The 26,172-nt window shown below is 73.3% G+C and carries 28 protein-coding genes; 18 read left to right on the top strand and 10 right to left on the bottom strand.

The window, feature by feature from the left end:
• Nucleotides 1-29: 29 nt before the first annotated feature.
• The 3 genes from BLT76_RS18350 to BLT76_RS18340 are packed head-to-tail and all read left to right on the top strand — an operon-like array spanning nucleotide 30 to nucleotide 4,849.
• A complete protein-coding gene (locus BLT76_RS18350) occupies nucleotides 30-524 on the top strand; it encodes a GNAT family N-acetyltransferase (RefSeq protein WP_090859458.1) in 495 nt (164 codons plus the stop codon).
• A 35-nt stretch (nucleotides 525-559) separates the two neighbouring features.
• Nucleotides 560-2,359: a 3-hydroxyacyl-CoA dehydrogenase family protein gene (locus BLT76_RS18345; RefSeq protein ID WP_090859456.1), complete on the top strand. Its 1,800-nt coding sequence runs from the start codon at nucleotides 560-562 to the stop codon at nucleotides 2,357-2,359.
• Between the two features lie 27 nt (nucleotides 2,360-2,386).
• Entirely contained in the window at nucleotides 2,387-4,849 is a 2,463-nt protein-coding gene (locus tag BLT76_RS18340; protein ID WP_139175670.1) for a hypothetical protein, read from the top strand.
• A 196-nt stretch (nucleotides 4,850-5,045) separates the two neighbouring features.
• On the opposite strand, the gene BLT76_RS18335 is transcribed toward BLT76_RS18340, so the two are convergent.
• Nucleotides 5,046-5,546, bottom strand: coding sequence for an SRPBCC family protein (locus BLT76_RS18335; protein WP_090859452.1), 501 nt, complete (start codon nucleotides 5,544-5,546; stop codon nucleotides 5,046-5,048).
• A 32-nt stretch (nucleotides 5,547-5,578) separates the two neighbouring features.
• On the opposite strand from BLT76_RS18335, the gene BLT76_RS18330 reads away from it, so the two are divergent.
• Together BLT76_RS18330 and BLT76_RS18325 are read left to right on the top strand one after the other, a co-directional pair.
• On the top strand, nucleotides 5,579-6,346 hold the full coding sequence (locus BLT76_RS18330; protein ID WP_090859450.1) for an endo alpha-1,4 polygalactosaminidase: 768 nt from the start codon (nucleotides 5,579-5,581) through the stop codon (nucleotides 6,344-6,346).
• Between the two features lie 10 nt (nucleotides 6,347-6,356).
• Nucleotides 6,357-7,133 (top strand): alpha/beta fold hydrolase, encoded by a 777-nt coding sequence (locus BLT76_RS18325; protein WP_090859448.1) that lies wholly within the window; start codon nucleotides 6,357-6,359, stop codon nucleotides 7,131-7,133.
• 1 nt (nucleotide 7,134) lies between these two features.
• Here the strand turns inward: BLT76_RS18325 and BLT76_RS18320 are convergent, their stop codons facing one another.
• The gene (locus tag BLT76_RS18320; RefSeq protein ID WP_090859446.1) at nucleotides 7,135-7,674 is read right to left on the bottom strand and encodes a CGNR zinc finger domain-containing protein; all 540 of its coding nucleotides are present in this window, start codon (nucleotides 7,672-7,674) and stop codon (nucleotides 7,135-7,137) included.
• 48 nt (nucleotides 7,675-7,722) lie between these two features.
• On the opposite strand from BLT76_RS18320, the gene BLT76_RS18315 reads away from it, so the two are divergent.
• The gene (locus BLT76_RS18315; RefSeq protein WP_244509473.1) at nucleotides 7,723-8,694 is read left to right on the top strand and encodes an EamA family transporter; all 972 of its coding nucleotides are present in this window, start codon (nucleotides 7,723-7,725) and stop codon (nucleotides 8,692-8,694) included.
• Between the two features lie 7 nt (nucleotides 8,695-8,701).
• Here BLT76_RS18315 and BLT76_RS18310 read toward each other — a convergent pair whose 3' ends face one another.
• The 3 genes from BLT76_RS18310 to ccrA all read right to left on the bottom strand — a co-directional run bounded on the left by BLT76_RS18310 (nucleotide 8,702) and on the right by ccrA (nucleotide 12,570).
• On the bottom strand, nucleotides 8,702-9,838 hold the full coding sequence (locus BLT76_RS18310; protein ID WP_090859443.1) for an AI-2E family transporter: 1,137 nt from the start codon (nucleotides 9,836-9,838) through the stop codon (nucleotides 8,702-8,704).
• Nucleotides 9,835-11,073 (bottom strand): coiled-coil domain-containing protein, encoded by a 1,239-nt coding sequence (locus BLT76_RS18305; RefSeq protein WP_244509472.1) that lies wholly within the window; start codon nucleotides 11,071-11,073, stop codon nucleotides 9,835-9,837. The genes BLT76_RS18310 and BLT76_RS18305 overlap by 4 nt, the downstream gene beginning before the upstream one ends.
• A gap of 141 nt (nucleotides 11,074-11,214) precedes the next feature.
• A complete protein-coding gene (ccrA, locus tag BLT76_RS18300) occupies nucleotides 11,215-12,570 on the bottom strand; it encodes a crotonyl-CoA carboxylase/reductase (protein ID WP_090859648.1) in 1,356 nt (451 codons plus the stop codon).
• Nucleotides 12,571-12,671: 101 nt separating this feature from the next.
• Between ccrA and BLT76_RS18295 the strand changes: the two genes are divergently transcribed.
• The 4 genes from BLT76_RS18295 to BLT76_RS25445 are packed head-to-tail and all read left to right on the top strand — an operon-like array spanning nucleotide 12,672 to nucleotide 15,297.
• On the top strand, nucleotides 12,672-13,433 hold the full coding sequence (locus tag BLT76_RS18295) for a LamB/YcsF family protein (RefSeq protein WP_244509471.1): 762 nt from the start codon (nucleotides 12,672-12,674) through the stop codon (nucleotides 13,431-13,433).
• On the top strand, nucleotides 13,430-14,059 hold the full coding sequence (locus BLT76_RS18290; RefSeq protein ID WP_090859438.1) for a 5-oxoprolinase subunit B family protein: 630 nt from the start codon (nucleotides 13,430-13,432) through the stop codon (nucleotides 14,057-14,059). The genes BLT76_RS18295 and BLT76_RS18290 overlap by 4 nt, the downstream gene beginning before the upstream one ends.
• On the top strand, nucleotides 14,056-14,916 hold the full coding sequence (locus tag BLT76_RS18285; RefSeq protein ID WP_211753052.1) for a 5-oxoprolinase subunit C family protein: 861 nt from the start codon (nucleotides 14,056-14,058) through the stop codon (nucleotides 14,914-14,916). The genes BLT76_RS18290 and BLT76_RS18285 overlap by 4 nt, the downstream gene beginning before the upstream one ends.
• Nucleotides 14,917-14,967: 51 nt before the next feature.
• Nucleotides 14,968-15,297, top strand: a complete 330-nt coding sequence (locus tag BLT76_RS25445) for a hypothetical protein (protein ID WP_139175667.1) — start codon at nucleotides 14,968-14,970, stop codon at nucleotides 15,295-15,297.
• On the opposite strand, the gene mce is transcribed toward BLT76_RS25445, so the two are convergent.
• Entirely contained in the window at nucleotides 15,224-15,661 is a 438-nt protein-coding gene (gene mce, locus BLT76_RS18275) for a methylmalonyl-CoA epimerase (protein ID WP_090859434.1), read from the bottom strand. The two genes, BLT76_RS25445 and mce, sit on opposite strands and share 74 nt — an antisense overlap.
• Before the next feature lie 145 nt (nucleotides 15,662-15,806).
• Between mce and BLT76_RS18270 the strand changes: the two genes are divergently transcribed.
• On the top strand, nucleotides 15,807-17,006 hold the full coding sequence (locus BLT76_RS18270) for an acetyl-CoA C-acetyltransferase (RefSeq protein WP_090859432.1): 1,200 nt from the start codon (nucleotides 15,807-15,809) through the stop codon (nucleotides 17,004-17,006).
• Nucleotides 16,990-17,952: a methylmalonyl Co-A mutase-associated GTPase MeaB gene (gene meaB / locus BLT76_RS18265; RefSeq protein ID WP_090859430.1), complete on the top strand. Its 963-nt coding sequence runs from the start codon at nucleotides 16,990-16,992 to the stop codon at nucleotides 17,950-17,952. Before BLT76_RS18270 ends, meaB begins: the two co-directional genes overlap by 17 nt.
• A 4-nt stretch (nucleotides 17,953-17,956) precedes the next feature.
• Here the strand turns inward: meaB and BLT76_RS25825 are convergent, their stop codons facing one another.
• Nucleotides 17,957-18,124 carry a hypothetical protein gene (locus BLT76_RS25825; RefSeq protein ID WP_170867134.1) on the bottom strand — a complete coding sequence of 56 codons (168 nt, stop codon included), beginning with the start codon at nucleotides 18,122-18,124 and terminating at the stop codon, nucleotides 17,957-17,959.
• Nucleotides 18,125-18,182: 58 nt separating this feature from the next.
• Here BLT76_RS25825 and BLT76_RS18260 point away from each other — a divergent pair, with 58 nt between their 5' ends.
• The 3 genes from BLT76_RS18260 (at nucleotide 18,183) to BLT76_RS18255 (ending at nucleotide 19,466) form a co-directional block, all read left to right on the top strand.
• On the top strand, nucleotides 18,183-18,683 hold the full coding sequence (locus BLT76_RS18260; protein WP_090859642.1) for a VOC family protein: 501 nt from the start codon (nucleotides 18,183-18,185) through the stop codon (nucleotides 18,681-18,683).
• A gap of 118 nt (nucleotides 18,684-18,801) precedes the next feature.
• The gene (locus BLT76_RS25820; protein ID WP_170867133.1) at nucleotides 18,802-18,948 is read left to right on the top strand and encodes a hypothetical protein; all 147 of its coding nucleotides are present in this window, start codon (nucleotides 18,802-18,804) and stop codon (nucleotides 18,946-18,948) included.
• Entirely contained in the window at nucleotides 18,945-19,466 is a 522-nt protein-coding gene (locus tag BLT76_RS18255) for a PH domain-containing protein (RefSeq protein ID WP_244509470.1), read from the top strand. Before BLT76_RS25820 ends, BLT76_RS18255 begins: the two co-directional genes overlap by 4 nt.
• 245 nt (nucleotides 19,467-19,711) lie before the next feature.
• Here the strand turns inward: BLT76_RS18255 and BLT76_RS18250 are convergent, their stop codons facing one another.
• Nucleotides 19,712-20,866 (bottom strand): endonuclease/exonuclease/phosphatase family protein, encoded by a 1,155-nt coding sequence (locus tag BLT76_RS18250; protein ID WP_211753050.1) that lies wholly within the window; start codon nucleotides 20,864-20,866, stop codon nucleotides 19,712-19,714.
• Between the two features lie 178 nt (nucleotides 20,867-21,044).
• Between BLT76_RS18250 and BLT76_RS18245 the strand changes: the two genes are divergently transcribed.
• Nucleotides 21,045-22,250, top strand: coding sequence for an acetyl-CoA hydrolase/transferase family protein (locus BLT76_RS18245; RefSeq protein WP_090859426.1), 1,206 nt, complete (start codon nucleotides 21,045-21,047; stop codon nucleotides 22,248-22,250).
• Between the two features lie 33 nt (nucleotides 22,251-22,283).
• A complete protein-coding gene (locus BLT76_RS18240; RefSeq protein ID WP_090859424.1) occupies nucleotides 22,284-23,243 on the top strand; it encodes a co-chaperone YbbN in 960 nt (319 codons plus the stop codon).
• Between the two features lie 200 nt (nucleotides 23,244-23,443).
• On the opposite strand, the gene BLT76_RS18235 is transcribed toward BLT76_RS18240, so the two are convergent.
• On the bottom strand, nucleotides 23,444-24,340 hold the full coding sequence (locus tag BLT76_RS18235; protein ID WP_090859421.1) for a LysR family transcriptional regulator: 897 nt from the start codon (nucleotides 24,338-24,340) through the stop codon (nucleotides 23,444-23,446).
• A gap of 73 nt (nucleotides 24,341-24,413) precedes the next feature.
• Between BLT76_RS18235 and BLT76_RS18230 the strand changes: the two genes are divergently transcribed.
• Nucleotides 24,414-25,358 carry an EamA family transporter gene (locus BLT76_RS18230; protein WP_090859420.1) on the top strand — a complete coding sequence of 315 codons (945 nt, stop codon included), beginning with the start codon at nucleotides 24,414-24,416 and terminating at the stop codon, nucleotides 25,356-25,358.
• Nucleotides 25,359-25,409: 51 nt separating this feature from the next.
• Here BLT76_RS18230 and BLT76_RS18225 read toward each other — a convergent pair whose 3' ends face one another.
• Nucleotides 25,410-26,171, bottom strand: coding sequence for an NUDIX hydrolase (locus BLT76_RS18225; protein ID WP_090859417.1), 762 nt, complete (start codon nucleotides 26,169-26,171; stop codon nucleotides 25,410-25,412).
• Nucleotide 26,172 lies beyond the last annotated feature (1 nt).

The following is a 26,172-nucleotide window of genomic DNA, read 5'->3' as shown; positions in this document are numbered from 1 at the left end:
TGAATCTACAGGTCGCCTACGGTGGCGGCGTGACCGACGTACGCCCCGCGCGGGCCGCCGACCTCCCCCTGCTGGCCGGGATCGAGGCGGACGCCGACGAGCTCTTCCTGGAGCGGTTCGGCAACCCGCCGTGGGACCCTCCGACGCCAGGGCAGGACCGGGCCTTCGAGCCGGGCTTCCTGCTGGTGGCCGCTCGTCCGCCGGTCGGCTTCGCGCACGTCCTGGAGATCGACGGCGACGCCCACCTGGAGCTGCTCGCCGTACGACGGGACCACGGGCGGCAGGGGATCGGGACCGCGCTCGTCGCCGCCGCGAAGGCGGAGGCCCGGGCGCGCGGCCACCGCCGGCTGACCCTCAGCACCTACCGCGACGTGCCGTGGAACGCGCCGTTCTACGAGCGGCTCGGGTTCCGCGAGCTCGAGCGGCTGGAGCACTGGCACCGCGCGGCGCAGCGCACGGAGGAGCGGATGGGCCTGCTGGAGCACGGCCCACGACTGATGATGGTGACGTCGCTCACTAATTAAGTTACTCACCGGTCATCTTTGGCAGCATCCCCGACATGACCGAGACCACCGCCACCGCCCGCACGCTCACCACCGTCGGCGTCGTCGGCCTCGGCACCATGGGTGCCGGCATCGCCGAGGTCCTCGCCCGTCACGGGTACGCCGTCGTCGGCGTCGAGAAGGACGAGGAGGCGCTGGCCCGGGGTCGGCAGTACCTCGAGCACTCCACGGCCCGCGCGGTGAAGCGCGAGAAGCTGACCGAGGCCGAGCAGGCCGAGCTGCTGGGCCGGATCTCGCTGACGACCGAGCTGAGCGACCTCGCCGGGGCGGGCTTCGTGGTCGAGGCCGTGGTGGAGTCGATGGAGCTGAAGAAGCAGATCTTCCGCGAGCTCGACGCGATCGTCGCGCCCGACGCGATCCTGGCGACCAACACCTCCTCGCTCTCGGTCACCGACCTGTCGACGGCGACGGCCCGACCCGGTCGCGTCGTCGGCGTGCACTTCTTCAATCCCGCGCCCGTCCAGGACCTCGTCGAGATCGTGCGCACCGTGGTCACCGAGGACACGGTCCTGGGCGAGGTGAAGGCACTGGTCGAGGCGCTCGGCAAGAACCCGGTGGTCTGCGGCGACAAGGCCGGCTTCATCGCCAACACCCTGCTGTTCGGCTACCTCAACCACGCGGTCGCGATGTACGAGGGCCGCTATGCGACCCGCGAGGACATCGACGCCGCCATGCGCTACGGCTGCGGCTACCCGATGGGCCCGCTCGCGCTGCTCGACCTGATCGGCCTGGACACGGCGTACGAGATCCTCGAGACGATGTACCGGCAGGGCCGCGACCGGCTGCACGCCCCGTCGCCGATCCTCAAGCAGATGGTCACCGCGGGCCTGCTCGGCCGCAAGACCGGGCGTGGCTTCTACACCTACGAGGCCCCCGACAGTCCGGTCGTGGTCGCCGACGCCCTCACCCCGTCGGCCGACGACGAGCCGGCGCTGCGCCACGAGATCACCACCGTCGGCGTCGTGGGCACCGGCACGATGGCCACCGGCATCATCGAGGTCTTCGCCAAGAGCGGGTACGACGTCACGTACGTCGGCCGCAGCCAGGAGAAGGTCGACGGCGTCGTCGCCGCGATCACCAAGAGCTTCGACAAGCAGATCCAGCGCGGGCGGTCCACCGAGGAGAAGAAGGTCGAGGTGCTGTCCCGGCTGACCGGCTCCGCCTCGCTCGACGACCTGGCCGCGGTCGACCTGGTGGTGGAGGCGATCGCCGAGGACCTGGCGATCAAGACGACGCTCTTCGAGAACCTCGACGACATCTGCAAGCCCGGCGCCATCCTCGCCACCACGACGTCGTCGCTGCCGATCATCGCGATGGCCAAGGTGACCAGCCGTCCCCAGGACGTCATCGGGATGCACTTCTTCAACCCGGCCACCATCATGAAGCTCGTCGAGGTGGTCTCGACCGTGGCCACCGACGACGCCGTCACCGAGACCACCCGCGCCCTGTGCGCGAAGGTCGGCAAGGTCGCGGTGACCTGTGGGGACCGGGCCGGGTTCATCGTCAACGCGCTGCTCTTCCCCTACCTCAACGATGCCGTGAAGATGCTCGAGGCGCACTACGCGACGGCCGACGACATCGACACCGCGATGAAGCAGGGGTGCGCGCTGCCGATGGGGCCCTTCGAGCTGCTCGACGTGGTCGGCAACGACGTCTCGCTGGCCATCCAGCGCGAGCTCTACCTGGAGTTCCGCGAGCCGGGCTTCGCACCGGCGCCGTTGCTGGAGCACCTGGTCACCGCCGGCTACCTGGGCCGCAAGACCAAGCGCGGTTTCCGGGACTACAGCGTCCGCTGAGGCCAGCGTTGCCGTAGCGTCGCGGACGTGCCCCGCGCGCAGGCCGGCTCGAGCACCCTGGCAGGTGCCATGGTCCTGCTCGTCCTGATGGTGCCCGCGGACGCGGCGTCCGCCGCCGACGGGGCCGGGAGCGCGGTCACGACCGAGTCCGCCCTGCGGGCCGCCTGGGCCGATCCGACCCGCCGGCGGATCGACCTCGGCGCCGACGTGGTGCTGCGCGACTGCCACCTCGGCGACCCGATCCGCGAGTCGCCGTACCCGGTGGTGCTGGAGGGGCACGGCCACGTGCTGCGCCAGACCTGCTTCGAGAAACGGGTGCTGCGCCAGGACGGCACCGGCCTGGTCGACCTGCGGCACGTGACGCTGACGCGCGGCGGTGCGGACGGACCGGGCGCCGGCCTCATCTCCCGCGGGGAGGTGCTGCTGTCGGACTGCGTGGTCGCGCAGAACCTGTCCGAGGAGCCGGGCGGCGGGGTGTTCGCGAGCTGGCGGATCACCGCCCGCCGGTGCCGGATCAGCGGCAACCTCGCCAACGACGACGGCGGGGGTCTCTACGCGCGGCGGGGCGGGGTGCGGGTCCACGACTCGGTGCTCAGCAACAACCTGGTCGACGGCTCGGGCGGGGCGATCGGCTCGACCGGCGACGTCCTGGTCGTCCGGTCGTACGCCGACGGCAACACGACCGACGGCGACGGAGGCGCGCTGTACGCCGACGAGGACGGCGACGTCACGGTCGTCGACTCGCTGATCGACGGCAGCGACGCGGACGGTCCCGGGGGCGCGATCTTCACCGTCGACGGTGACGTCGCGGTGCTCGACTCGACCCTGATCGGGAACCGGGCCGACGATCGTGGCGGGGCGATCGCCGGCGAGGCCGACGTCCTGCTGGTCAACACGACCGTGGCGCGCAACCTGGCCGTCGCCCACGCCGGCGGTGGTGTCTGGGCCCGCGGCGACCTGGCGGTGGTCAACTCGACGGTCACCGACAACTACGCCGAGGGCGAGGGCGGCGGGTTGCTGACCGCGGGCCGGGCCTACGTCGTCTCCTCCACCGTCACCCGCAACATCGCGTCGATCGCGGGCGACCTCGGGGCGGCCGGGCCGAGCGAGGTCTTCGGCTCGATCCTCGGGCCGCCGGCCTTCGAGGGCGTCACCGGGGACACCATCCCGACCCGCCGCAGCTGTCGCCTGCACCACCCGGTCTCGGGGGGCCATAACTTCACCACCGAGTCGTCCTGCGGTCTGTCGGCGGCCACCGACATCATGGGCGAGAGCCCGCAGCTGGCCCGGCTGGAGGACGACCCCGGCGGCTTCGTGCTCGAGCCGTACGACGACAGCCCGGTCCGCGCCCGCATCCCGTCCGGGTCCTGCCGGGGCCGGCTGCCCGCCCGCGTCCCGGCCGGGCAGCTGCTGGAGGCCTGGCTGGTCTGGGACCGGGTGCTGGCCCACGACGCCCTCGGCAACCGCCGCGACACCGGCGCGCCGTGCGACATCGGCGCCGTGCAGTCGGCTCCGCTGCCCGGCCCGGAGAGGAGTGCGCCCCCGGTCCCGCCCCCGCCCGCGGCCACGGAGCCGGCGGCCGTCCACGAGGCGGCTCCGGCCAGGTCCCGGGACCGGACCCGGCCCCGGTCCCGGCTGGGCCGCCTGGAGGTGCGGGTCGAGCGGCTGCGCCGCGGCGTACGACGCTTCGACACGCTGCGCCGCTGCACGCGCCCGGTCGGCGTGGACCGGCTGGGGGACCCGCGGCACCGCTGGGGCTACGCCTACGACGAGCGCGACGGCACCGGTCTCGACCGGCGACCCGCGCTGGCGCCGACGGTCGGGGCGCCCCGGTGGCGGCTGCTCGCCCTGTCGCCGGCCCGTCGCTGCCTGAGCCGGGCGCCGGCGCCGAACGGGACGGGAGCCGACGCCCGAGCCGCCCGCCCGACCCGCCGGTCGCGGCTGGCCCGGCTCGAGCGGGCGGTCCGGGTGATCGACCGCAAGGCGGCCCGCTTCGACGCGTGGGAGTCCTGCCTGACGTCGGTCCCGGTGACCCAGGACGGCGACGCCGAGCAGCGGCTGGGCTACCTGGCCCGGGTGGGCGGTCGGACGGCGTACCGGCCGGCGCTCGACCTGGACCGCAGCGAGCGTGACGACCCGGACTACCAGCTGCTGGCCCTCGGTCGCTGCGACCGCGACCCCGGCGAGGGTGTCGACCGGGCGAGCGCGCGCGATCGCCGGTCCCGGATCGCTGCGCTGCGCGAGGACGTCGCCGACCTGCGCGGGCCGGTCGCCGCGATCACCCGCTTCGACGAGTGTCTCTACACGGTCGGGGCGCGCGTCGACGCCGGGTACGACTACCGCGACCGGGCCGGCCGGCCCTCGCGCCGGCGGGCGCTGGTCCTCGACCTGGACCGACCCCGGCTCCCGCAGCTCAGCCTGCTGGCGTTCCCGGGCGAGGAGCCGCCGCAGCTGGAGTGCAACGAGGACGCGGGCGAGGGCGACGACTAGGTCTCGATACGCCCGCTCGTCCCTCGCGGGCTACTCGACCACCGAGCAGGGGACGCCCGCTCGTGCCTCGCGGGCTACTCGACCATCGAGCAGGGGACGCCCGCTCGTGCCTCGCGGGATACTCGACCACCGAGGGCCGCCGTCGAGCCCCGTCTCGGTGGTCGAGTAGCGAGCGCCAGCGAGCGTATCGAGACCCTCACGGCCGGACGAAGCCCCGTCGTACCGTGCGGTCGAGGATGCCGAGGGTGGCGCGCAGGGCGTCCTCGGAGATGACCGGGAAGATGCCGGCCGCGGCCCAGTCGGGGTGGATGTCGGACCAGTCGTAGAAAGACGTGACCAGGGTCCCGCCGGACTCGTCCGTGTCGAGCCGGTAGCCGTAGACGTGGCCGATCTGCGGGCGGACCCGGCCCAGGATGTTCCAGGAGATCAGCCGGTCCGGCTCGTACTCCTGGATGGTGACGGTGACGTCGTACCGCCCCATCTCGGGGAAGTCGTTCAAGGACTCGCGGTCCATGTGCACGACGAAGCTGTCACCCGCCGCGGTGACCGGCTCGCCCGTGGCGTCCTGGAGCATCCCGGAGGAGTCGATGGCGACGTGACCCTGCGGGTCGCAGAGCAGGGCGAAGACGTCGGCGGCGGGAGCGGCGATCAGGCGGCTGGTCTCCAGGCGGGTCTCGGAGCGGGCAGGCTCGGTCATGCTTCGGTCCGTGCCCCGGGTTACCGTCGGGCATGCGCAAGATCATGGGGATGCTCGTCGTGCTGGGTCTGCTGGTGGGCGGCGTCGCGCCGTCGTACGCCGTGGACCAGCTGCCGGTCGGGACCGGCGTCGACTACCAGCTCGGGGGGAACCGCAGCGTCCCCGACGACGTCGGCATCGTGGTGCGCGAGCGTACGGCGCGCCCGGCCGGGCGCTACGACGTCTGCTACGTCAACGGCTTCCAGACCCAGCCCAACGAGAAGCGGTTCTGGAAGAAGCGCCGCCACCTGCTGCTGCGCGACGGCGCCGGCAAGGTCGTCGTCGACGAGGCCTGGGGCGAGTGGCTGCTCGACATCCGCACCCCGCAGAAGCGCCGAGCCCTGGCTCGGGTGGTGGGCCGCTGGACGGCCGGCTGCGCGCGCGCCGGCTACGAGGCCGTCGAGTACGACAACCTCGACTCCTTCACCCGCAGCCACGGCCTGGTCCGCAAGCGGCACGCCGTCGCGTTCTCGAGGCTGCTCACCCGGCGGGCCCACCGGGTCGGCTTGGCCGTCGGGCAGAAGAACCTCGCCGGCTTCCACGGCCGTCGGGTCGGCTTCGACTTCGCCGTCGCCGAGGAGTGTGGGCGCTACGACGAGTGCGGGCAGTACGCCGCCGAGTACGGCCGGCGCGTCCTGGTCATCGAGTACCGCCGCCAGGACCTCGTGAAGACCTGTCGCGAGTACGGCGACCGGCTCGCGGTCGTCTACCGCGACCGCGACCTGAGCCCCGACGGCGTGCGCGAGTACTGCCGGAAGTAGCCTCGCCGCCATGGCCGGCCTGCACACCACGTCGTACGGCGAGTCGGGGCCCCGGGTCGTCTTCTGCCACGGGCTCTTCGGCCAGGGCAAGAACTGGACCTCGGTCGCCAAGGCCCTGGCGCCCGACCACCGGGTCCTCCTGGTCGACATGCCCCATCACGGCCGCTCACCGTGGCAGGACCGGTTCGACTACCTCGACGTCGCCGACGAGGTCGCCGCGCTGCTGTCCGCCGACGACCCGGTGGCGCTGATCGGCCACTCGATGGGGGGCAAGGCCGCGATGGTGCTGACCCTGCGCCACCCCGAGCTGGTCGAGCGACTCTGCGTCGTCGACATCTCGCCGGTCGACTACCACGGTCTGTCGGAGTTCGGCCGCTACATCGACGCCATGCAGGGTCTCGACCTGGCTGCGCTGACCCGGCGCGACGAGGCCGACGCGGCCCTGGTCGAGGCGGTGCCGAACCCGACCGTGCGGGGCTTCCTGCTGCAGAACCTGCGTCGCGAGGGCGACGGCTGGGCCTGGCAGCCCAACCTCGACGTGCTCGGCCGCGACCTTCCGGTGCTCGGTGGCTGGCCCGAGGACGCCCTGGCCGGCACCGCGCCGTACGACGGGCCGGTGCTGTGGGTCGCCGGCCAGACCTCGTCGTACGTGCAGGACGAGTACGCCGCCGCGATGGAGCGGTGGTTCCCGCGGGTGCGCAAGGTGACGGTGAAGGGGGCCGGCCACTGGGTGCACTCCGAGCAGCCGGCGGTGTTCCTCGAGGTGCTGAAGCGGTTCCTGGCCTGACTCAGCCGCTCGCGGCCTGGCGGGCGCGGTAGGCGGCCACGGCGTTGCGGTTGCCGCAGGAGTTGGAGCAGAAGCGCCGCGAGCGGTTGCGGGACAGGTCGAGGACGACGCCCTCGCAGTCGTCGTCGGCGCAGATGTCCAGGCGGGACATCTCGTCGGCGCGGATCACGTCGATCATGGCCATCGCCGTCTCGACCAGGAACCGCGTCGCCAGCGGGGCGTCGTCGGCCACCGCGTGCAGGTGCCAGTCCCAGCGGTCGTGGCGCACCAGGCGGGGCAGCGCCCGGGCCTCGGCCAGCATCTCGTTGACCAGCTCGACGGCGCGGTCGCGGTCGGCGGTCAGCAGCGCGTAGAGCCGGGGCCGCAGGGCGCGGACCTCGTCGAGCTCGGCCCGGGTGCGCTCGTGGCGACCGGTGTACTCGAAGCGCGCGTACATCTCGTCGAGGTCGGCGACGGTCTCGAGGGTGTCGGGGTCGAGTGCGCTGTTGGCGAGCGTCGCCGCCGCCTGCAGGGCCATCTCGGTGTCATGGGCGAATACCACGTTGACAGGTTACTCCATGGGCCCCTACTGTCATGTTCCATGACGGCAATGACTCATGACAGCGATCCGGTCGCCCCGATCGTCGCGGACGGGTCACGCCTCGCGGCCGGGCTGCTCCTCGCCATCGTCTCGGCGGCGTCCTTCGGCATGTCCGGCGCCCTCGCCCGGGGCCTGCTCGACACGGGCTGGACCGCAGGCTCGGTCGTCCTGGTCCGGGTGGCGCTGGCCGCCGCCGTCGTCCTCCCGTTCGGCATCGTGGCGCTGCGCGGGCGCTGGCGGCTGGTCCGCCGCAACGCCGGGCTGATCGGCCTCTACGGCCTGCTCGCGGTGGCCGGGGCGCAGTTCTGCTACTTCCAGGCCATCACCCACATGCAGGTCGGCCCGGCCATCCTCATCGAGTACACCGCGCCGGCCGCCGTCGTCGTCTTCCTGTGGCTGCGCCACGGGCAGCGGCCCGGCCCGCTCACCCTCGCGGGCGCGGGAGTCGCCGCGCTCGGCCTGGTGCTGGTCCTCGACCTCCTGTCCGGTGCCGACCTCAGCACCGCCGGCGTGCTGTGGGCGCTGGCCGCGATGGTCGGCGCGGCGTCGTACTTCATCATCTCGGCCGACGAGTCCAACGGCCTGCCGGGGCTGACCCTGGCCGCCGGCGGCCTGGTCGTCGGCACCGCGGTGCTCGGCACCCTCGGGCTGGTCGGGCTGATGCCGATGACGGCCAGCACCGCGCGGGCGTCGTACGCCGTCGGCGACGTGGCCTGGTGGGTGCCGCTGATCGGGCTCGGCGTGATCACCGCCGCCCTCGCCTACGTCGCCGGCGTCGCCGCCAACCGGCGCCTCGGCTCGCGGCTCGCGTCGTTCGTCGCGCTGCTGGAGGTCGTCGCGAGCGTCGGGTTCGCCTGGCTGCTGCTCGACGAGCTGCCCCGGGCGGTGCAGCTCCTCGGGGGCCTGCTCATCCTCGCCGGCGTGGTCGGCGTGAAGCTGGGGGAGCGGACCGTGCGGACAGAGGTGCCGACACCGGCCTGAGCATCGCTCAGCGGGCGTCCTGCCGGCGTACGTAGACCTCACGGACCAGCATCAGGATCGCCGCGGCGGTGGGGATCGCCAGCAGCGCGCCGACGACGCCGAGCAGGGCCGCGCCGACCAGGGCCGCGATCACGGTGACCGCGCCGGGGATGTCGACCGAGCGCGACATCACCCGCGGGTAGATCACGTAGTTCTCGAGCTGCTGGTAGATGATGAAGAAGATCGCGCAGATGATCCCGGTCTTGACGTCGGTGGCGAAGGCGATCGCGGTCACGACCACGGCGCCGAGCGTCGCGCCGATCATCGGGATGACGTCGAGCAGCGCGACCACGAAGGCCAGCGCGACGGCGTACTCGCCGAGGCCGACGATGAAGAGGAAGACCAGCGTCGAGGTGCCGGCGCAGAGGGCGACGACGAACGCGCCCGAGACGTAGCCCCCGATGCCGGCGATCACCCGGTCCCCGAGCCGGCTGACCCGGTCGCGGCGCGAGGCGGGGGCCAGGCTGTAGAGGGCGCCCGTCGTGGACTTCATCGAGGCCAGGAAGTAGAGCGTGAGGACCAGCACGATGAACGCGTTGAAGAGCGCGCCGACGACCGCCAGGCCGATGCCGAGCGCGCCGCCGAACACGGCGCCGGCGAAGTCCCCGTTCGTGACGTAGTCGCGGATCTTGTCGACGACCTCGTACTCGTCGTTGAGGTCCTGGACCCGACGGTTGCGTTGCAGCTCGTCGAGCCAGTGCGGGGCGTTGTCGGTGATCTTGGTGATCTGGTCGGTGATGACCGGGACGATCGCGACGAAGAACAGGGCCAGCGCGGCCAGGAACGCGATGATCACCGCGATCACGGCGTACGAGCGCTTCAGGCCGCGTCGCTCGAGGAGGAGCACGACCGGGTTGAGGCCGGCGGCGATGAAGAACGCCACCACGATGAGGACGAGGGTCGACCCGATGCCGGTGACCAGGTCGAAGAGCCACCAGGCCAGGGCGAAGCCCAGCCCGCCGACCAGACCCACGAAGAAGGGGGCCTTGTGGTCGAGCGGCGGGCCGGGCTCGCCGAGGTGGTCGGGGCTCGCGACGGTCGTGCGTTCGGGGAGGGTGTCCTCGGGCGGGACGGCCGGGGCGGCCGCCTCCGGCGCGTCGCTCAAGCGTCGTCCTCGCCGAAGCCCGCGACCACGTCGCGCAGGGAGGCGAGCTGGGCGGTGATCGCATCGCGCCGCTTGCGCAGCCGCTCGAGCTCGGCGCGGGTCTGGGCCAGCTCGCGCTCGGCCTCGGCGTTGCCGGAGGAGCTGATCGACTCGGCCTGGGTGCGCGCCGAGGTGACGATCTGCTCGGCCTCGCGCCGGGCCCGGCTGAGCAGCGCCTCGGCCTCGGTCTGGGCCTGCTGGCGGTGCTCGGTGGCCTGCGAGGTGGCCTGGCGGGCCCGCTCCTCGGCCGCGGTCGCGCGCTCCTCGGCCTCCTGGACCAGCTTGCGGGTCTCGGCGGTGGCGCTGTTGTGGAAGTCGGTCGCCTCGCGGGCCAGCCGCTCCTTCTCGACGGCCAGCATCCGGCGGGCCTCCTGGACCTCGCGGTCGGCCGCGGCCCGGGCCTGCTCGACCTCGCGCTGGGCGGTGGTGCGCTGCTCGGTGGTCTCCTGCTGGGCGGCCAGGCGCAGCTGCTCGGACTCGCGGCGCGCGGAGGCGCGCAGGTCCTCGGCCTCGCCGCGGGCCAGGGTGCGCTCCTGCTCGGCGTCGGCCGTCGCGCGCTGCCGCATCTCGTCGAGCTCGGCGAGCTGGACGGTGCGCATGTCCTCGGCCTCGCGGCTGGCGTCGGCCCGGATCGCCTTGGCGTCGCGGGTGGCCTGGTCGCGGATCTCGGCCGCGTCGCGGTCGGCCGTCTCGCGGATCTCGTTGGCCTCCTCCTCGGCCAGCCGGAGCATCGCGCTCGCCCGACCGCCGAGGCCGGCGTACGACGGGTTCGCGTGCTCGGCGAGCTCCTGGCGGGCGGCCTCCAGCTGCTCCTCCAGGGCGACCGCGCGGCGCTCGGACTCGGCCAGGCTGGCCCCCAGGCCGGCCTTCTCGCCGGCCAGCTGGGTGAAGGCGCCGTCGACCGCGGCAGGGTCGTAGCCGTTGCGCCGGACGACCGGGAAGGACGGCGTCGTGGAGGTGGTGCGCGGAGCGGCGGCGGTCGACCGCGAGGGGCTCGGGGCGGGCCGGGCCGGCGGGATCACCGGACGCTTCTGGGTCGGCTCCGCGGCCGCCGGCTTCGGCGCGGCAGGCTTCGCGGCGGGAGCGGCCTGGGCCGCACCCTTCTGGTCGACGACGGGGATGACCTGGGTCTTCTCGCCGTCGGCCGACTCCTTGTCGGGTTCGTCGTCGAAGATGGACAGGCCCTGGTCGCTCATGGTCGAAGCATCCTTCTTCCGCATCGGGGGAGGTCTCGCTGGCCCATCCTCCCCGATGACCCTGAAAACTTCCCACCCCGGTTCCCGACGGTGTGGCGACCGGGCAGGAACCGGGGTGGTGGGTGGTGCGGGCGGGGCGGATCAGACGCCGCGGAAGCGGTTGATCGCGGTCTCGTGGCGGGCGCGGAGCTCGTGGTCGCGGACGCCGAGGCCCTCCTCGGGGGCCAGGCAGAGGACCCCGACCTTGCCCTGGTGCAGGTTGTGGTGGACGTCGAGCGCGGCCTGGCCGACCTCGTCGAGGGAGTAGGTGCGCGACAGGGTCGGGTGGATCTTGCCCTGGGCGATCAGCCGGTTGGCCTCGAAGGCCTCGCGATAGTTGGCGAAGTGGCTGGAGACGATGCGCTTGAGGTTCATCCACAGGTAGCGGTTGTCGTACTCGTGCATGAAACCCGTGGTCGACGCGCAGGTGGTGATGGTGCCGCCCTTGCGCGTGACGTAGACGCTCGCGCCGAAGGTCTCGCGGCCCGGGTGCTCGAAGACGATGTCGATGTCCTCGCCGCCGGTGAGCTCGCGGATCCGCTTGCCGAGTCGCTGCCACTCCTTCGGGTTCTGCTCGGTCCCGTCCTCGTTCCAGAACTGCCAGTTCTCCTCGGAGCGGTTGATGACGTGCTCGGCGCCCATCGAGCGGACGATCTTGGCCTTCTCCTCGTTGGAGACGACGCAGATCGGGTTCGCGCCGCCGTTGAGGGCGTACTGGGTCGCGAAGCCGCCCAGGCCGCCGGAGGCGCCCCAGATGAGGACGTTGTCGCCCTGCTTCATCTGTCCGGCGTTCTTGGAGACCAGCTGGCGGTACGCCGTGGCGTTGACCAGGCCGGGGGAGGCCGCCTCCTCCCAGGTCAGGTGGTCGGGCTTGCGGAGCAGCTGGTTGGACTTGACCAGCGCGATGTGGGCGAGACCGCCGAAGTTGGTCTCGAAGCCCCAGATCCGCTGCTGCGGGTCCATCATCGAGTCGTCGTGGCCGGCCGGGTCCTCGAGCTCGACCGACAGGCAGTGGGCCACGACCTCGGCGCCCGGCTTCCACGCGGTCACGCCGGGACCGGTCTTCAGCACGACGCCGGCCAGGTCCGAGCCGACCACGTGGTAGGGCAGGTCGTGGCGCTTGGTCAGCTCCGAGACCCGGCCGTAGCGCTCCAGGAACCCGAAGGTCGAGACCGGCTCGAAGATGCTCGTCCAGACGGTGTTGTAGTTGATCGCGCTGGCCATGACGGCGACGTACGCCTCGCCCGGGCCGAGCTCGGGGAGTGCCACGTCCTCGACGTGCAGGGACGTGCGGGGGTCCTTGTCCTTCGAGGCGACGCCCTCGAACATGTCGACCTCGTCCTTGTGCACCGTCACGGCGCGGTAGGACTCGGGGATCTCCAGGTTCGCGAAGTCCTCCGGGGAGGTGCTCCCGGGATCGGTGGAGGCGGCGAGGATGGCGTCGAGGATGTGCTGCACGTCGGGCTCCTGCGTGGTCGGGGTCACGAGTGGGCCGAGTATTACCGGTCGGTAACGCCCAGCGCGACCACCTGTGATCTATCTGGCTCTACCGTGGGCCCGTGGCCCGGACCATCGATCTCAACAGCGACGTCGGCGAGTCGTTCGGGCGCTGGGAGCTCGTCGACGACGCCGCCCTCCTCCAGGCCCTGACCAGTGCCAACGTCGCCTGCGGGTTCCACGCTGGCGACCCGCTTGCCCTGCGCCGGGTCTGCGAGGTCGCCCAGGGCCTCGGGGTGAGCGTCGGCGCCCAGGTCGGCTACCGCGACCTCGCCGGATTCGGCCGTCGCTACATCGCCTACGAGCGGGCCGAGCTGACGGCGGACGTGCTCTACCAGCTCGGCGCGCTGGACGGCATCGCGCGGGCCGCAGGCACCCGGGTCGCCTACCTCAAGCCGCACGGCGCGCTCTACAACACCGCCGTCCACGACGAGGAGCAGGCGGGCGCCGTGGTCGACGCGGTCACGGCGTACGACGGCCGCCTGGCCGTGCTCGGTCTGCCCGGGTCCGCCCTGCTGGCCGCCGCCGAGCGGGCCGGGTTGCGGACGGTCCGCGAGGCGTTCGCCGACCGCGGCTACACCGCCGCCGGGACCCTGGTCCCGCGCTCGGAGGCCGGCGCGCTGGTCACCGACCCCGACGAGGTCGCGGACCGGGCGGTGCGGATGGCCGTGGAGGGCACGGTCGTGGCGGTCGACGGGACGGTGGTCGAGGTCGGGGCCGACTCGCTCTGCGTCCACGGTGACACCCCGGGTGCCGTTCGCACGGCTCAGGCCGTCAACGCCCGGCTCCGGGAGGCCGGGGTCGAGCTGCGAGCCTTCGCGTGAGCGAGCCCCCGACGCTGCTGCCGTACGGCGACCGCGCGGTCCTCGTCGAGCTCGGCAGCACCGAGCGGGCCCTGGCCTGGGTCGACGCCCTCGAGTCCGACCGGCCGACCGGCGTCGTCGACGTCGTGCCGGCCGCAGAGACGGTGCTCGTGGTGCTGGGCGAGCACGCGCCGTACGAACGCGTGCGGGAGGCGCTGCGCGCCGTCCGAGCCGGTACGACGAGCGCAGGCCAGCCGGACACGGGCGTGCTCGAGGTCCCCGTCGTGTACGACGGCCCCGACCTCGCGGAGATCGCGGCCCTGACCGGGCTGTCCGCGGCCGAGGTGGTCGCCGCGCACACCGGTACGCCGTGGCGGGTCGCCTTCGGCGGCTTCGCCCCCGGCTTCGGCTACCTGGTCGGCGGTGACCCGCGGCTGCGGGTGCCGCGCCGGGAGCGGGCCCGCACCGCCGTCCCGGCCGGTGCGGTCGGCCTGGCGGGGGAGTTCAGCGGCGTCTACCCGCGCGCCTCGCCCGGCGGCTGGCAGCTGCTCGGCCGCACCGACCTGCGGCTGTGGGACCTCGACCGCGACCCGCCGGCCCTGCTGCAGCGCGGCCTCAGGGTGCGGTTCGTGGAGGTCGGCCGGTGACCGTCCTGCGGGTGCGTCGTACCGGGCCGCTGGCGCTGGTCGAGGATCTCGGCCGGCCCGGCCACGCGGCGATCGGGGTCGGCCGCTCCGGCGCCGCCGACCGGGCCGCGCTCCGGCTGGCCAACCGGGCGGTCGGCAACCCCGAGGCGGCGGCGGGGATCGAGGTGCTGCTGGGCGGGCTGGAGCTGGAGGTGGTCGGGGGGGCGGTCACGCTCTGCGTGACCGGTGCCCCGGCGCCCGTGCGCGTGGGCGACCGCGACACGGGGTCGTCGTACGTCGCGAGGGCGCGGGACGGCGACGTCGTCCGCCTCGGGAGGCCGCCCTCCGGGCTGCGCTCGTACGTCGCGGTCCGCGGCGGGCTCGACCTGCCGGCCGTGCTCGGCTCGCGCAGCCGCGACGTGCTGGCCGGCCTCGGGCCCGAGCCGCTGGCCGAGGGCGACGAGCTGCCGGTCGGGGCGCCGACCGGCGACCTGCCCGCGACCGACCTGCTGCCCCCGCTACGGCTGCCGGAGGTGGTCGAGCTGCGCGTGGTGCGCGGTCCGCGCGACGGCTGGCTGGCCGACGCCGACCGCCTCGTCAGCACCGCGTGGACGGTGTCCGACGAGAGCAACCGGGTGGGCGTGCGGCTGCACGGCTCCCCGCTGCGTCACCGCGACCCCGACCGTCAGCTGCCCAGCGAGGGAGCCTGGCGGGGCGCGGTGCAGGTGCCGCCCGGGGGCGAGCCGGTGCTGTTCCTGGCCGACCACCCGGTGACCGGCGGCTACCCGGTGGTCGGCGTCGTCGTCGACGCCGACGTCGACCTGGCCGCCCAGGTCCGGCCGGGGCAGGCGGTCCGGTTCCGCTGGACCCGCCTCTGACCGACCGGCGGCTCACGCGGCGTCCGGACGGTTCGGGCGTACCGTGGCCCCATGACCGTGTGGGCGTGGTCACGTCGGGCCGAGGTCGAGCCCTGCAACGCCACGGAGCTGCTGCTGCGCTCCGGCCGGGTGGCCGGGCGGGTGGACGCCACGCGCGCCGACGACGGTCTGGAGGACGTCGGCCACCGGCTGAGCGTCGCGCTCGTCGCGCTGGGCCCGCACCGCGAGTCGCGGGACGAGCGGCTGCGCCGCGCCTACCGCTGCGTGCACGACGCGATGGGCGACCTCGCCACGGTCCTGCTGCAGGTCAGTGCGCCGAGCCCGCGGGCTCGACCAGCTCGACCAGCACGCCGCCGGCGTCCTTGGGGTGCACGAAGTTGATCCGCGAGTCCGACGTCCCGCGCTTCGGGGCGTCGTAGAGCAGGCGGACGCCGCGCTCGCGCAGGATCGCGCTGACCTGCTCGACGTCCTCGACCCGGTAGGCGACCTGCTGGCAGCCCGGGCCGTTGCGGCCGATGAACGTGGCGATCGTCGACGTCTCGTCGATCGGCGCGAGCAGCTGGACCGACGAGCCGGAGTCGCCGACGGCCATCATCGCCTCGCGCACCCCCTGCTCCTCGTTGACCTCCTGGTGCGCCAGCGTCATGCCGAAGACGTCGCGGTAGAACGCGATCGCCTCGTCGAGGTCGGGCACGGCCATGCCGACGTGGTCGATGGCGGTGAAGAGGTGGGTCGGCAGGCTCATGGCCCCATCGTCGTACGACGGCGCGCAGTGCGGCGACGCCTTGTGACATGTGCCTCATCCGGGCATCTCACAGCCCCTCGCCAGGCATGTGACCCGTGGGTAAGGTCCGAGACATCGGCCTGTCCGCCCCGCTCTGGAGGAACCCATGTCTAGCGCCTCGCCCTCGGTGATCGTCGCCGGTGCCCGCACCCCGATCGGCCGCCTGCTCGGCGGTCTGAAGTCCCTGTCGGTCTCCGACCTCGGCGGCATCGCGATCAAGGGTGCCCTCGAGAAGTCGGGCGTGCAGCCGGAGCAGGTCGACTACCTGATCATGGGCCAGGTCATCCTCGCCGGCGCCGGCCAGAACCCGGCCCGGGCCGCCGGCATCGCCGGTGGCCTGCCGTGGAGCCTGCCGTCGATCACCATCAACAAGGTCTGCCTCTCCGGCCTCAACGCGATCGCGATGGCCGACCAGCTGATCCGTGCCGGTGAGTGCGAGATCGTCGTGGCCGGCGGCATGGAGTCGATGACCAACGCCCCGCACCTCCTGCCGAAGTCGCGTGAGGGCTTCAAGTTCGGCGACGTGAAGCTCGTCGACTCGATGGCGTACGACGCCCTCTACGACCAGGCCACCCAGCAGGCGATGGGCGGGCTGACCGAGCAGGTCAACGCCGAGGGCGTGCAGCTCACCCGCGAGGAGCAGGACGCCTTCGCGGCCGCCTCGCACCAGAAGGCCGCGACCGCCTGGAAGAACGGCGTCTTCGACGACGAGGTCGTCCCCGTGACCATCCCGCAGCGTCGTGGCGAGCCGATCGTGGTCTCCGCCGACGAGGGCGTCCGCGGCGACACCACCGCCGAGTCGCTCGGCAAGCTGCCCCCGGCGTTCGCCAAGAGCGGCACCATCACCGCCGGCTCCGCCTCGCAGATCTCCGACGGCGCGGCCGCGGTGGTCGTGATGAGCAAGGCCAAGGCCGAGGAGCTGGGCCTGGAGTGGCTGGCCGAGATCGGCGCGCACGGCATGGTCGCCGGCCCCGACTCCAGCCTGCAGTTGCAGCCGGCCAACGCGACGCGGAAGGCGCTCGACAAGGAGGGCCTCACCGTCGACGACCTCGACCTGGTCGAGTTCAACGAGGCCTTCGCCGCGGTCGGCATCGAGTCGACCCGCGCGCTGGGCCTGGACCCCGAGAAGGTCAACGTCAACGGTGGCGCCATCGCGCTCGGCCACCCGGTCGGCATGTCCGGCACCCGCGTCGTGCTGCACCTCGCGCTGGAGCTGCAGCGCCGCGGCGGCGGCGTCGGCGCGGCCGCGCTCTGCGGGGGCGGCGGCCAGGGCGACGCGCTGATCGTGCGTGTCCCGAAGAAGTAGCGCCGTCCACGTCCCGGACCTCGTCGAGCGCGCCCGCGCCGGCGAGGTCCGGGCCGTCGCGCGCCTGGTCTCGCTGGTCGAGGACGAGTCGCCGCTGCTGCGCGAGGTCATGGCCGCGCTGGCGCCGTACGCCGGCCGCGCGCAGGTGGTCGGCGTCACCGGCTCGCCCGGCGTCGGCAAGTCCACCACCACCAGCGCCCTGGTCCGCGAGCTGCGAGGCGCGGGACACCGGGTCGGCGTCCTGGCCGTCGACCCCTCGTCGCCGTTCTCCGGCGGCGCGCTCCTGGGCGACCGGGTGCGGATGTCGGACCACGCCTCCGACGACGGCGTCTACATCCGCTCGATGGCCGCCCGCGGCCACCTGGGCGGGCTGGCCTGGAGCACCCCGCAGGCGATCCGGGTCCTGGACGCCGCCGGCTACGACGTGGTCCTGGTCGAGACCGTGGGCGTGGGCCAGAGCGAGGTCGACATCGCGGCCCAGGCCGACACCACCCTGGTGCTGCTCGCGCCCGGGATGGGCGACGGGATCCAGGCGGCCAAGGCCGGGATCCTGGAGATCGGCGACGTCTACGTCGTCAACAAGGCCGACCGCGACGGCGCCGACGAGGTACGACGCCACCTCCGCTCCATGCTGGCGCTCGCCGAGCGGACCGAGGACGCCTGGCGACCGCCGATCGTGAAGACGGTCGCCCGGGCCGGCACCGGGCTCGACGAGGTCGCGGCGGCGATCGCCGACCACCACGCGTGGCTGGAGTCGACGGGGGAGCTGGCGCGCCGTCGTACCCGTCGGGTGCGACGGGAGATCGAGACCATCGCGGTCACCGCGCTGCGGTCGCGCTGGGCCGACCTCGGCGGGCGGTCCGAGCTGGACGCGCTGGCCGAGCGGGTGGTGGCGGGGGAGTGCGACCCCTACGCCGCGGCCGACGAGCTGCTCGCCGACTCCTGACGGGTCAGCGGTAGCGACCGGCCGCCTCGAGGAACGCCTCGAGCCGGGCGTCGGTCAGCGAGGTGCGCGCCTCCGCGCGGGCGGGGTCCCAGGCGTCGATCGCGACGCGACAGGCGGCGCCGACCAGGAGGCCGGCCGCCACGGTCATCAGACCGTCGAAGAGGGTGTCCATGCCCCGCTCATCGGCCGGCGCGGGCCCGACCTGCGGCGATCCGGTCTACGGTCCGGCCATGACGATCGCCCCAGGGATAGCCGAGGGTCCGGTCATCCAGCTCGCCTGGGTCACCGACGACGTCGCCGCCACCGAGCGGCTGCTGAGCGAGCAGTTCGGCGTGGGCGCCTGGACCCGGATCCCCGACGTCCGGTTCGGTCCGGACACCACGACCCTGCGCGGGCGGCCGGTCGACTTCACCGCCCACGTCTCGCTCGGGTACGCCGGCGACCTGCAGCTCGAGCTCATCGAGCCGGTCAGCGGCCCCACCATCCACCGGGAGTTCCTGGACCGGAACGGGCCCGGGCTGCACCACCTCTGCTTCGCCGTCGACGACGTGGACGCGGCCTGTCGTCGGGCCGAGGCGGCCGGCGTACCGGTGCTGATGCGGGGCTCGATGATGGACGGCGAGATCGAGTTCGCCTACGTCGACGGCTCCGCCTCCGGCGTCCCGTACGTCGAGCTGGCCCGGATCGGCCCGGCCATGCAGGCGTTCTACGACGCGGTCCGCGCCGGGTAGCCGACTGGTCTGGACCGGCGCGCCTGCCGGGTCCGCGGCCCGCCGTACGCCATCATCGACGGCGATCCATGTCTGACTCCGGGTGTCTGAGGATGGTGTCGTAGTGAAGAAGGCAGTCGTGCCTGTGCTCGTGGTGTTCCTGGGCTTCTGGCTGGTCTCCGACCCTCGAGGGCTCGCCGACACGGCGAGCGACGGCGGGGGCCGGGCCTGGGAGGCGACCGGCGACGTGTTCTCGTCGGCGATCACGTTCTTCGGCGAGCTGTGACGCTCCTCGGCTCCCTCGCCGACCCCCAGATCGCCCGCCACCTGCTCCGCGAGGAGGGCGAGGTGATCGTCGACGAGGTCGTCCATCACTGGATGGCCTACCTGCGGCCGGGTCTCGCGATCGTCGCCTCGATCGTGCTCCTCGCGACCACGCCCTGGATCCACGTCGACGTGGCCGGGGTCGTGATGCTGATCGCCCTGGCGGTCTTCCTGTACGGCCTCTGGGGGGTGCTGCGCGAGCACCGCGACCGGTTTGTGATCACCAACATGCGCGTCTTCCGCGTGCACGGCGTGCTCTCCAGCAACCTGGCCACGATGCCGCTCAGCCGGATCCTCGACATCACCGTCGTCAAGCCGCTGCACGGCCGGGTCCTCGGCTTCGGCCACTTCGTGTTCGAGTCCGCGGCCCAGGAGCAGGGCCTGCGCGACATCCGCTACGTCGGCCGCCCCGACGAGCGGGACCTGTCCATCCAGCGGGTGGTGCAGCGCAGCGGGCTCCGTGGTCCCCGCATGAACTAGCAGAAGACACGCCAGCGGATCCGCTGATGGTGGTCGAGCGATGGTCTCGATCCAGGTGGGCGGTCGGGCTGCGGGGGTTTCGACACGGGACTGCTCAACCACCGGCGCTCCCGGGGGTTTCGACGCGCAACTTTCGTCCCTGCTCAACCACCGGGAGCGGGTGGTTGAGCAGGTTGCGCAGCAACCGTGTCGAAACCCCCGCAGCCCAGAGGTGACGGTGGCCCCACCACCGCCACCCCGAACGGCTAGCGGCGGACCTTGACGTCGACCCAGACCGCCCGGTGGTCCGAGGACGGGAAGGGGTACTCGCCGGTCAGCCGCGAGAGCGGGTCGCTCGGCTCGGGCCAGAACACTCCGGCGTCGCGCACCCTCAGGTCGCGCGAGGGCAGCACGTAGTCGGCCCGCAGGTTGCCCGGGGCGGTGTCGGCGAAGTCCGCCGTGTCGTACGACGGGTCGCCGCGGTGGGTGGCGTTCGCGCCGCCCTGCCGGGCCGCCGCCTCGGGACCGCCGGCCGACGTCGGCAGCGGGTCGCGCAGTCGCGGGGAGCCGAGGAGCTGGTCGATCGCGGCGTCCACGGAGTCGCCGTCGAGCGGGTCGGCGTTCTGGTCGCCGGCGATCACGAAGGACTCGCCCCGGGCCAGCCCGCCGCGGCGGCCGCGGTCGTCGTACGGGTAGCGGGCGCCGGCGACGTAGTCGGCCCAGAACCGGATCTCGTCGTGGTTGCGGCGGCCGTTGCGGTCCTCGAGCCCGTCGAAGGTGGGCGGGGTCGGGTGCGAGACCAGGAAGTGCACGCTCCGGCGCCCGACCTTGATCGGGACGTCCCAGTGGGACTTCGACGACAGCCGCAGGTCGGCCTGCTCCTCGGGGGAGTAGAAGGCGGTCGGGATCAGGTTGCCGGGCATGTCGGCCCACCTGAAGTGCTGGAAGGTGCGCACCTTGCGGGTGTCGATCGGCAGCCGGCTCAGCACGACCAGGCCGTACTGACCCTCGAACTCGCCGAAGCCGAAGGCGTCGTTGCCGCCGCCGACGGTCCCGTTGTTGTCGAGGTCGTGCCCGCTCGGGACGCCGGTGTTGGACGGGGCGACGTAGGAGTAGCGGTAGCGGATCGGCTCGGCGTCGCCCTGCGGCACCTCGAGGTAGTTCTCCCGGAACAGGTCGACGGCCTTCCCGCCCTCGACGTAGTCGAACTCGTTGAGCAGGAGTACGTCGGGTCGCGTGCGCTGGACGATCTCGGCGACGGCCGCCGCCTGGGCGTCGTCGGGCGTGGACAGGTCGGCGACCAGCTCGCCGGCCGTGGCCCGGTTGAGGGAGGCGTTGAAGGTCTGGAACCGCAGGGTGCGGTCCTGGTGGCCGTGATGGCCGTGGTGGCCGCGGCCCGCGTCGGCGGGCCCGGCGGTCACGGCGGTGAGGGTGGACGTGGTGATCAGAGCCGCGACGCAAGCGGCGGCTCCCCGAGAGAGAGACATGGCTCGAGCGTCCCCGGGGCAGGTGTCGGGAAACCGAACCGCGAGCGAACGTCCCGTCGGCGGGTGACCTTCGGCCCCGGACCGGCGCCCGGGGGCGTGGTGGGATGGGGACGTGGACCTCCGTACCGCCCTGGCCCGCCTGCCCGAGAACCCCCGCGTCGTCGTGACCGGCAACCACGCCACTCCGTGGCACCTGCTGGGGCTGGTCGACGAGGCGCTGGCGTCGTACCGGCTCTGGGCGCTGAACGGCCAGCCCGGCCTGCCCGACCGGGAGGGCGTCGTCCTGGAGTCGTCCTTCGTGGGTCCGGCCCAGCGGCGCAGCCCGCGGCTGCGCTACGTGCCCGCCCGGCTGTCGATGGTGCCGCGGCTCTTCGCGGACCGGCTGCCGCCCGACCTGGTCGTGCTGCACACGACCCGCCCGCGCGACGGCAAGGTCTCGCTGGGCGTCGAGGTCAACGTGCTGCCGGCCGCGATCGAGGCCTGCCGCCGCCGGGGCGGCCTGGTGGTCGCCCAGGTCAACGACCGGATGCCGTGGACGTACGGTGACGCCGAGCTCGACCTGGCCCAGGTCGACGTCCTGGTGGAGGGCGACGCGGAGATGCCGCACGCCCCGGTGCACGCCGTGGACGAGACGTCCGCCCGGATCGGTGCGCTGGTCTCCGGCCGGGTCAGCGACGGCTCCACCATGCAGGCCGGGATCGGCGCCGTCCCCGACGCCACCCTGCGCGGGCTGGTCGACCGGACCGGGCTGCGGGTCTGGACCGAGATGTTCTCCGACAGCGTGCTGGCCCTGGAGAAGGCCGGCGCGCTCGACCGCAACGTCGCGATCACGGCGTCGTTCCTCTTCGGATCGCCGGAGTTGCTCGAGTGGGTCGACCGCAACGACCGGATCGTCATGAGACGCACCGAGGTCACCAACAGTCCGGCGCGGATCGCCCGGAATCCGCAGATGGTCAGCGTGAACACCGCCCTGCAGGTCGACCTCTTCGGCCAGGTCAACGCCTCGCGGATCCGGGCCCGGATCCACTCCGGCTTCGGCGGTCAGACCGACTTCTACGTCGGCGCCCTGCACAGCCAGGGCGGCCAGGCCTTCATGGCGCTGCGATCCTGGCACCCCAAGGCCGACGTCTCGACGATCGTGCCGCTCGTCGACGAGCCGGTCACCTCGTTCCAGATGAGCGCGGTCGTCACCGAGCAGGGGCTGGCCGAGGTCTTCGGCGTCGACGAGCGCGAGCAGGCCCGGCAGATCATCTCCGTGGCGCACCCGAGCGTGCGCGACGAGCTGCTGGAAGAGGCGGTCGAGCTCGGGCTGGCGTGATCGGGTGACCCCGGGATCCCTAGGATTGGGCCCATGAGTCAGCAGCCGTTCTCCCGTCCCGGTGCCATCGACCTGTCGGCGCTGAAGCGTCCCGCGCCGAGCGCCCCGCCGGCAGGTGCCGGAGCGCCCGCGGGCGCGCCGGGTGGCGCACCGGGCAGCGGCTCGTCGTACGCCGTCTCCGTGACCGAGCAGAACTTCCAGGAGACCATCGAGGCGTCGGTCACCGCGCCCGTCGTGCTGGTGCTCTACTCGCCGGGCCGCTCGCCCGAGAGCGCGACGTACGCCGAGGACGTGGCCGCCGCCGTCGCCGCCTACGAGGGCCGCTTCCTGGCCGCCCTGGTCGACGTCGACGTGACGCCTCAGATCGCGCAGGCGCTCCAGGTCCAGCAGATCCCGCTGCTGATGGTGCTGCTCGACGGCCGGCCGGCGACGCAGCCGATCCCCGGTGTGCTGCAGGCCGACGAGCTCAGCACGCTGCTCAACCAGCTCGCCCAGCAGCTCACCGCGCAGGGCATCAGCGGCCGGCACCAGCCGCGGCAGGCCGGCTCCGCCGCGGACGGCGAGGAGGACGAGGAGTACGTCGACCCGCGCTACGCGCCCGCCCAGGACGCGCTCGCCGAGGGCGACGTCGACCGGGCCGTCGCGGAGTACGAGAAGCTGGTCGCCGCCAACCCCGCCGACGCCGAGGCGGCCGCCGGGCTGGCCATGGCCAAGGTGCTCCAGCGCGTCCAGGGCGTCGACCTGTACGCCGCCCGAGCCGCGGCCGCGGCCGCGCCCGACGACCTCGACGCGCAGACCCTGGTCGCCGACCTCGACCTCTACGGCGGGCACGTCGAGGACGCCTTCACGCGCTTGGTCGACCTGGTCCGTCGTACCTCCGGCAAGGAGCGTGACGCCGCCCGTGAGCACCTGCTCGGCCTGTTCGCCGCTGTCGGCAACGACGACGCCCGCGTCCTGAAGGGCCGCCAGGCCCTCGCCTCCGCGCTGTATTAGCCGCCCTCGTCCCGGAGCTCGCTCGGGGACGAGGAAGCAGTGGCAAGGTCGAGTAGCCGCGCGACCGACGAAGGAGGTCGCGACCGGCGTATCGAGACCGTGACCGAGGGTCTCGATACGCTCGCTGGCGCTCGCTACTCGACCAGCGAGGGTGTGGGGCGTGGGCCTCGCTACTCGACCAGCGAGGGGCGTGGGCCTCGCTACTCGACCACCGAGGTGGCCAGGGCGGCGAGCACCGCGCTGACGGCGGGGGAGTCGGCCATGCTGCGCCGGTGCACGGCGACGACGTCGCGGGTGGGAACCGGGTCGTGGGCGCGTACGGCGACCACGCCGTCGAGGGGTTGTCGGCCCAGTCGCGGGACCAGCGCGATGCCGAGCCCGGCGCGGACCAGGGCGAGGTGGGAGTCGAACTCCATCGCCGTGTGGGCGATCCGGGGCAGGCGGCCGGTGCCGTCGTACATCCGGTTGAGCCACTGTCGGCAGATGGTGCCCTCGGGGGTCGCGATCCAGCCCTCGTCGACCAGGTCGGCGGGGGTGACCCGCTCGCGCGCGGCCAGCGGGTGGGCCGGGTGGACGATCACGTCGGCGACGTCCTGGGCGACCAGGATGGTGGCCAGGTGGTCGGGGACGGCGATGGCGACGTCGCCCCAGCGGTGCACGACGCCGACGTCGGTCTGGCCGGTGGCCACCAGGTCGACGGTGTCCCAGGGCTCGCGCTCGGTCAGCGTGACGGTCAGGTCGGGGTGGGTGGCGAGCAGGTCGCGCACGACCGGGGCGATCAGCCCGCGCATCGCCGTGGAGAACGTGGTCAGCCGCAGGTGGCCCGAGACCGCCCCGGCCTGCCGGTGCAGGCCGGCCTCCAGCCGCTCCAGGTCGGCAAGCAGCCGACCGCCGTCGTCCACGAGGTGACGGCCGTGGCCGGTGAGCATCACGCCGCGGCCGACCCGCTCCAGCAGCGGGACCCCGGTCTGCTTCTCCAGCCGCTTGACCTGCTGGGAGACCGCGCTGGGGGTGAACCCGAGGGCGTCGGCCGCGCCGACCACGGAGCCGTGGGTCGCGACGGCCCGGAGGGCGGTGAGCGCGGTCAGATCGATCATGCAGCGATGCTACATGGATCGGTGCAGATCAATTCGCTGGTGCTTCATGGTGCTCGTGCCGAAGGATAGGGGTGTGACCCGCCGTGACTCCCTCCTCGCCGCCCTCGTCGCCACCGTCTGGGGCTTCAACTTCGTCGTCATCGACTGGGGGATGGACGGCGTCCCGCCGCTGCTGTTCGTGGGGATCCGCTTCGTCGTGGTGCTCATCCCGGCTCTCTTCCTGATCCCGCGCCCGGCCGTCTCCTGGCGCACCCTGGCACTCGTCGGGACGCTGATGTCGACCGGCCAGTTCGGGTTCCTGTACGTCGCCATGGACGCCGGGATGCCGCCGGGTCTGGCCGCGCTGGTGCTGCAGGCGCAGGTCGTCTTCACGATCGTGATCGCCGCCGGCGCGCTGCGCGAGATCCCGACCTCGGCGCAGATCGGCGGGGTGCTGCTCGGGGTCACCGGGCTGGTCGTGGTCGGTCTCGGCCGCGGCGGGCACGTCCCGGCTAGCGCGCTGCTGCTCTGCCTGCTGGGCGCGCTCTCCTGGGGCATCGGCAACGTCGTCTCGCGCGCGGCGAAGGTCCCCGGCGGGCTGTCGCTGACCGTCTGGTCGGCGACCGTCGTACCCGTGCCGCTGCTGGCGCTCGCACTGGTCGTCGACGGCCCGGCCGCGGTGGGCGACGGGCTCGCCGCGTTCGGCTGGCAGGCGGCGCTCTCGACGCTCTACACCGCCGGGCTGGCCTCGCTGGTCGGGTACGGCGTCTTCAACTCGCTGCTCGCCCGCAACCCCTCGGCCGCGGTCGTGCCGTGGATCCTGCTCGCCCCGGTCGTGGCGATGGCCTCGGCCTGGCTGCTGCTCGACCAGGTCCCGAACCGGGCCGAGGCCGGGGGCGGGCTGCTGCTGGTGGTCGGGGTGCTGGTTGCGCTGCGCTCGGGCCGGCCCGCCCGGCTCGGCGGTGAGCGGGCCACCGTTCCCGGCACCGAGGAGGTCGCTGACGCACCGCTGCCGCTGGTGCCGGCCGACCGACGGTGAGCCGGCGACCGTTCGCGGGCCGAGAACGGTGGCCCGCTCACCGCCGCCGCGCTACGCCCGGCCCGACTCCGTGTACGACGACCCCCGGCCGTCCAGGTTCGCGAGCGCGGCTCGCACCCGCCGGGCGGTGAAGTCGGCGCACCGCTCGTCGACCTGCTCGAGGGTGCAGAACTCCGCGGAGCGGATCTCGCGCTCCTGGCGGACCACGGAGTCCAGCAGCGACGCGGGCCGGACGCCGCCGTCGAAGACCAGCGTGAGCGCGTCGTCCCAGCCGCTCCACGGCGGCAGCCAGTCGGTGAGCACCAGCGGACCGGGCGCGATCGTCAGGCCGAGCTCCTCCTCGACCTCGCGCCCCACGGCCACCTGCGGCGACTCGGCGACCTCGACGACCCCGCCCGGGAGGTCCCAGTCCTGCTTGTAGGTGAGCTGGCAGAGCAGCACCCGGTCGGTCTCGTCGCGCACCAGCAGCTGCGCGATCGCCCGCTTGCGGGGGAGGAACGAGTTGAGCAGCGCGCGGAAGCCCTCGGGCTCCTGGACCGGCAGGTCGCTGGCCAGCCGGGCGTACACGATCCGGTCGACCGGCGTCCCGTCGACGGTCACCCCGCGCATCACGCCCTCGCGCCGCATCCCGGACCAGGTGGCGATCCGCTGCCCGGCCTCGTCGTCGGGGTCGACCAGCGCCTCGACCCGGGCGTGACCCGTGAGCGCGGCGGCGATCTCGTGCCGGACGACGTCGACCGGCTGGTCGGCGGTCCAGGCGATCCGGGCGGTCCCGTCGGCCACCGTGGTCACGGTCGTCGGCTGCTCGGTCACA

It is taken from the genome of Nocardioides lianchengensis (assembly GCF_900101465.1).
GTDB classification, from domain to species: domain Bacteria; phylum Actinomycetota; class Actinomycetes; order Propionibacteriales; family Nocardioidaceae; genus Nocardioides; species Nocardioides lianchengensis.
This window is presented reverse-complemented; position numbering and strand designations above follow the sequence as displayed.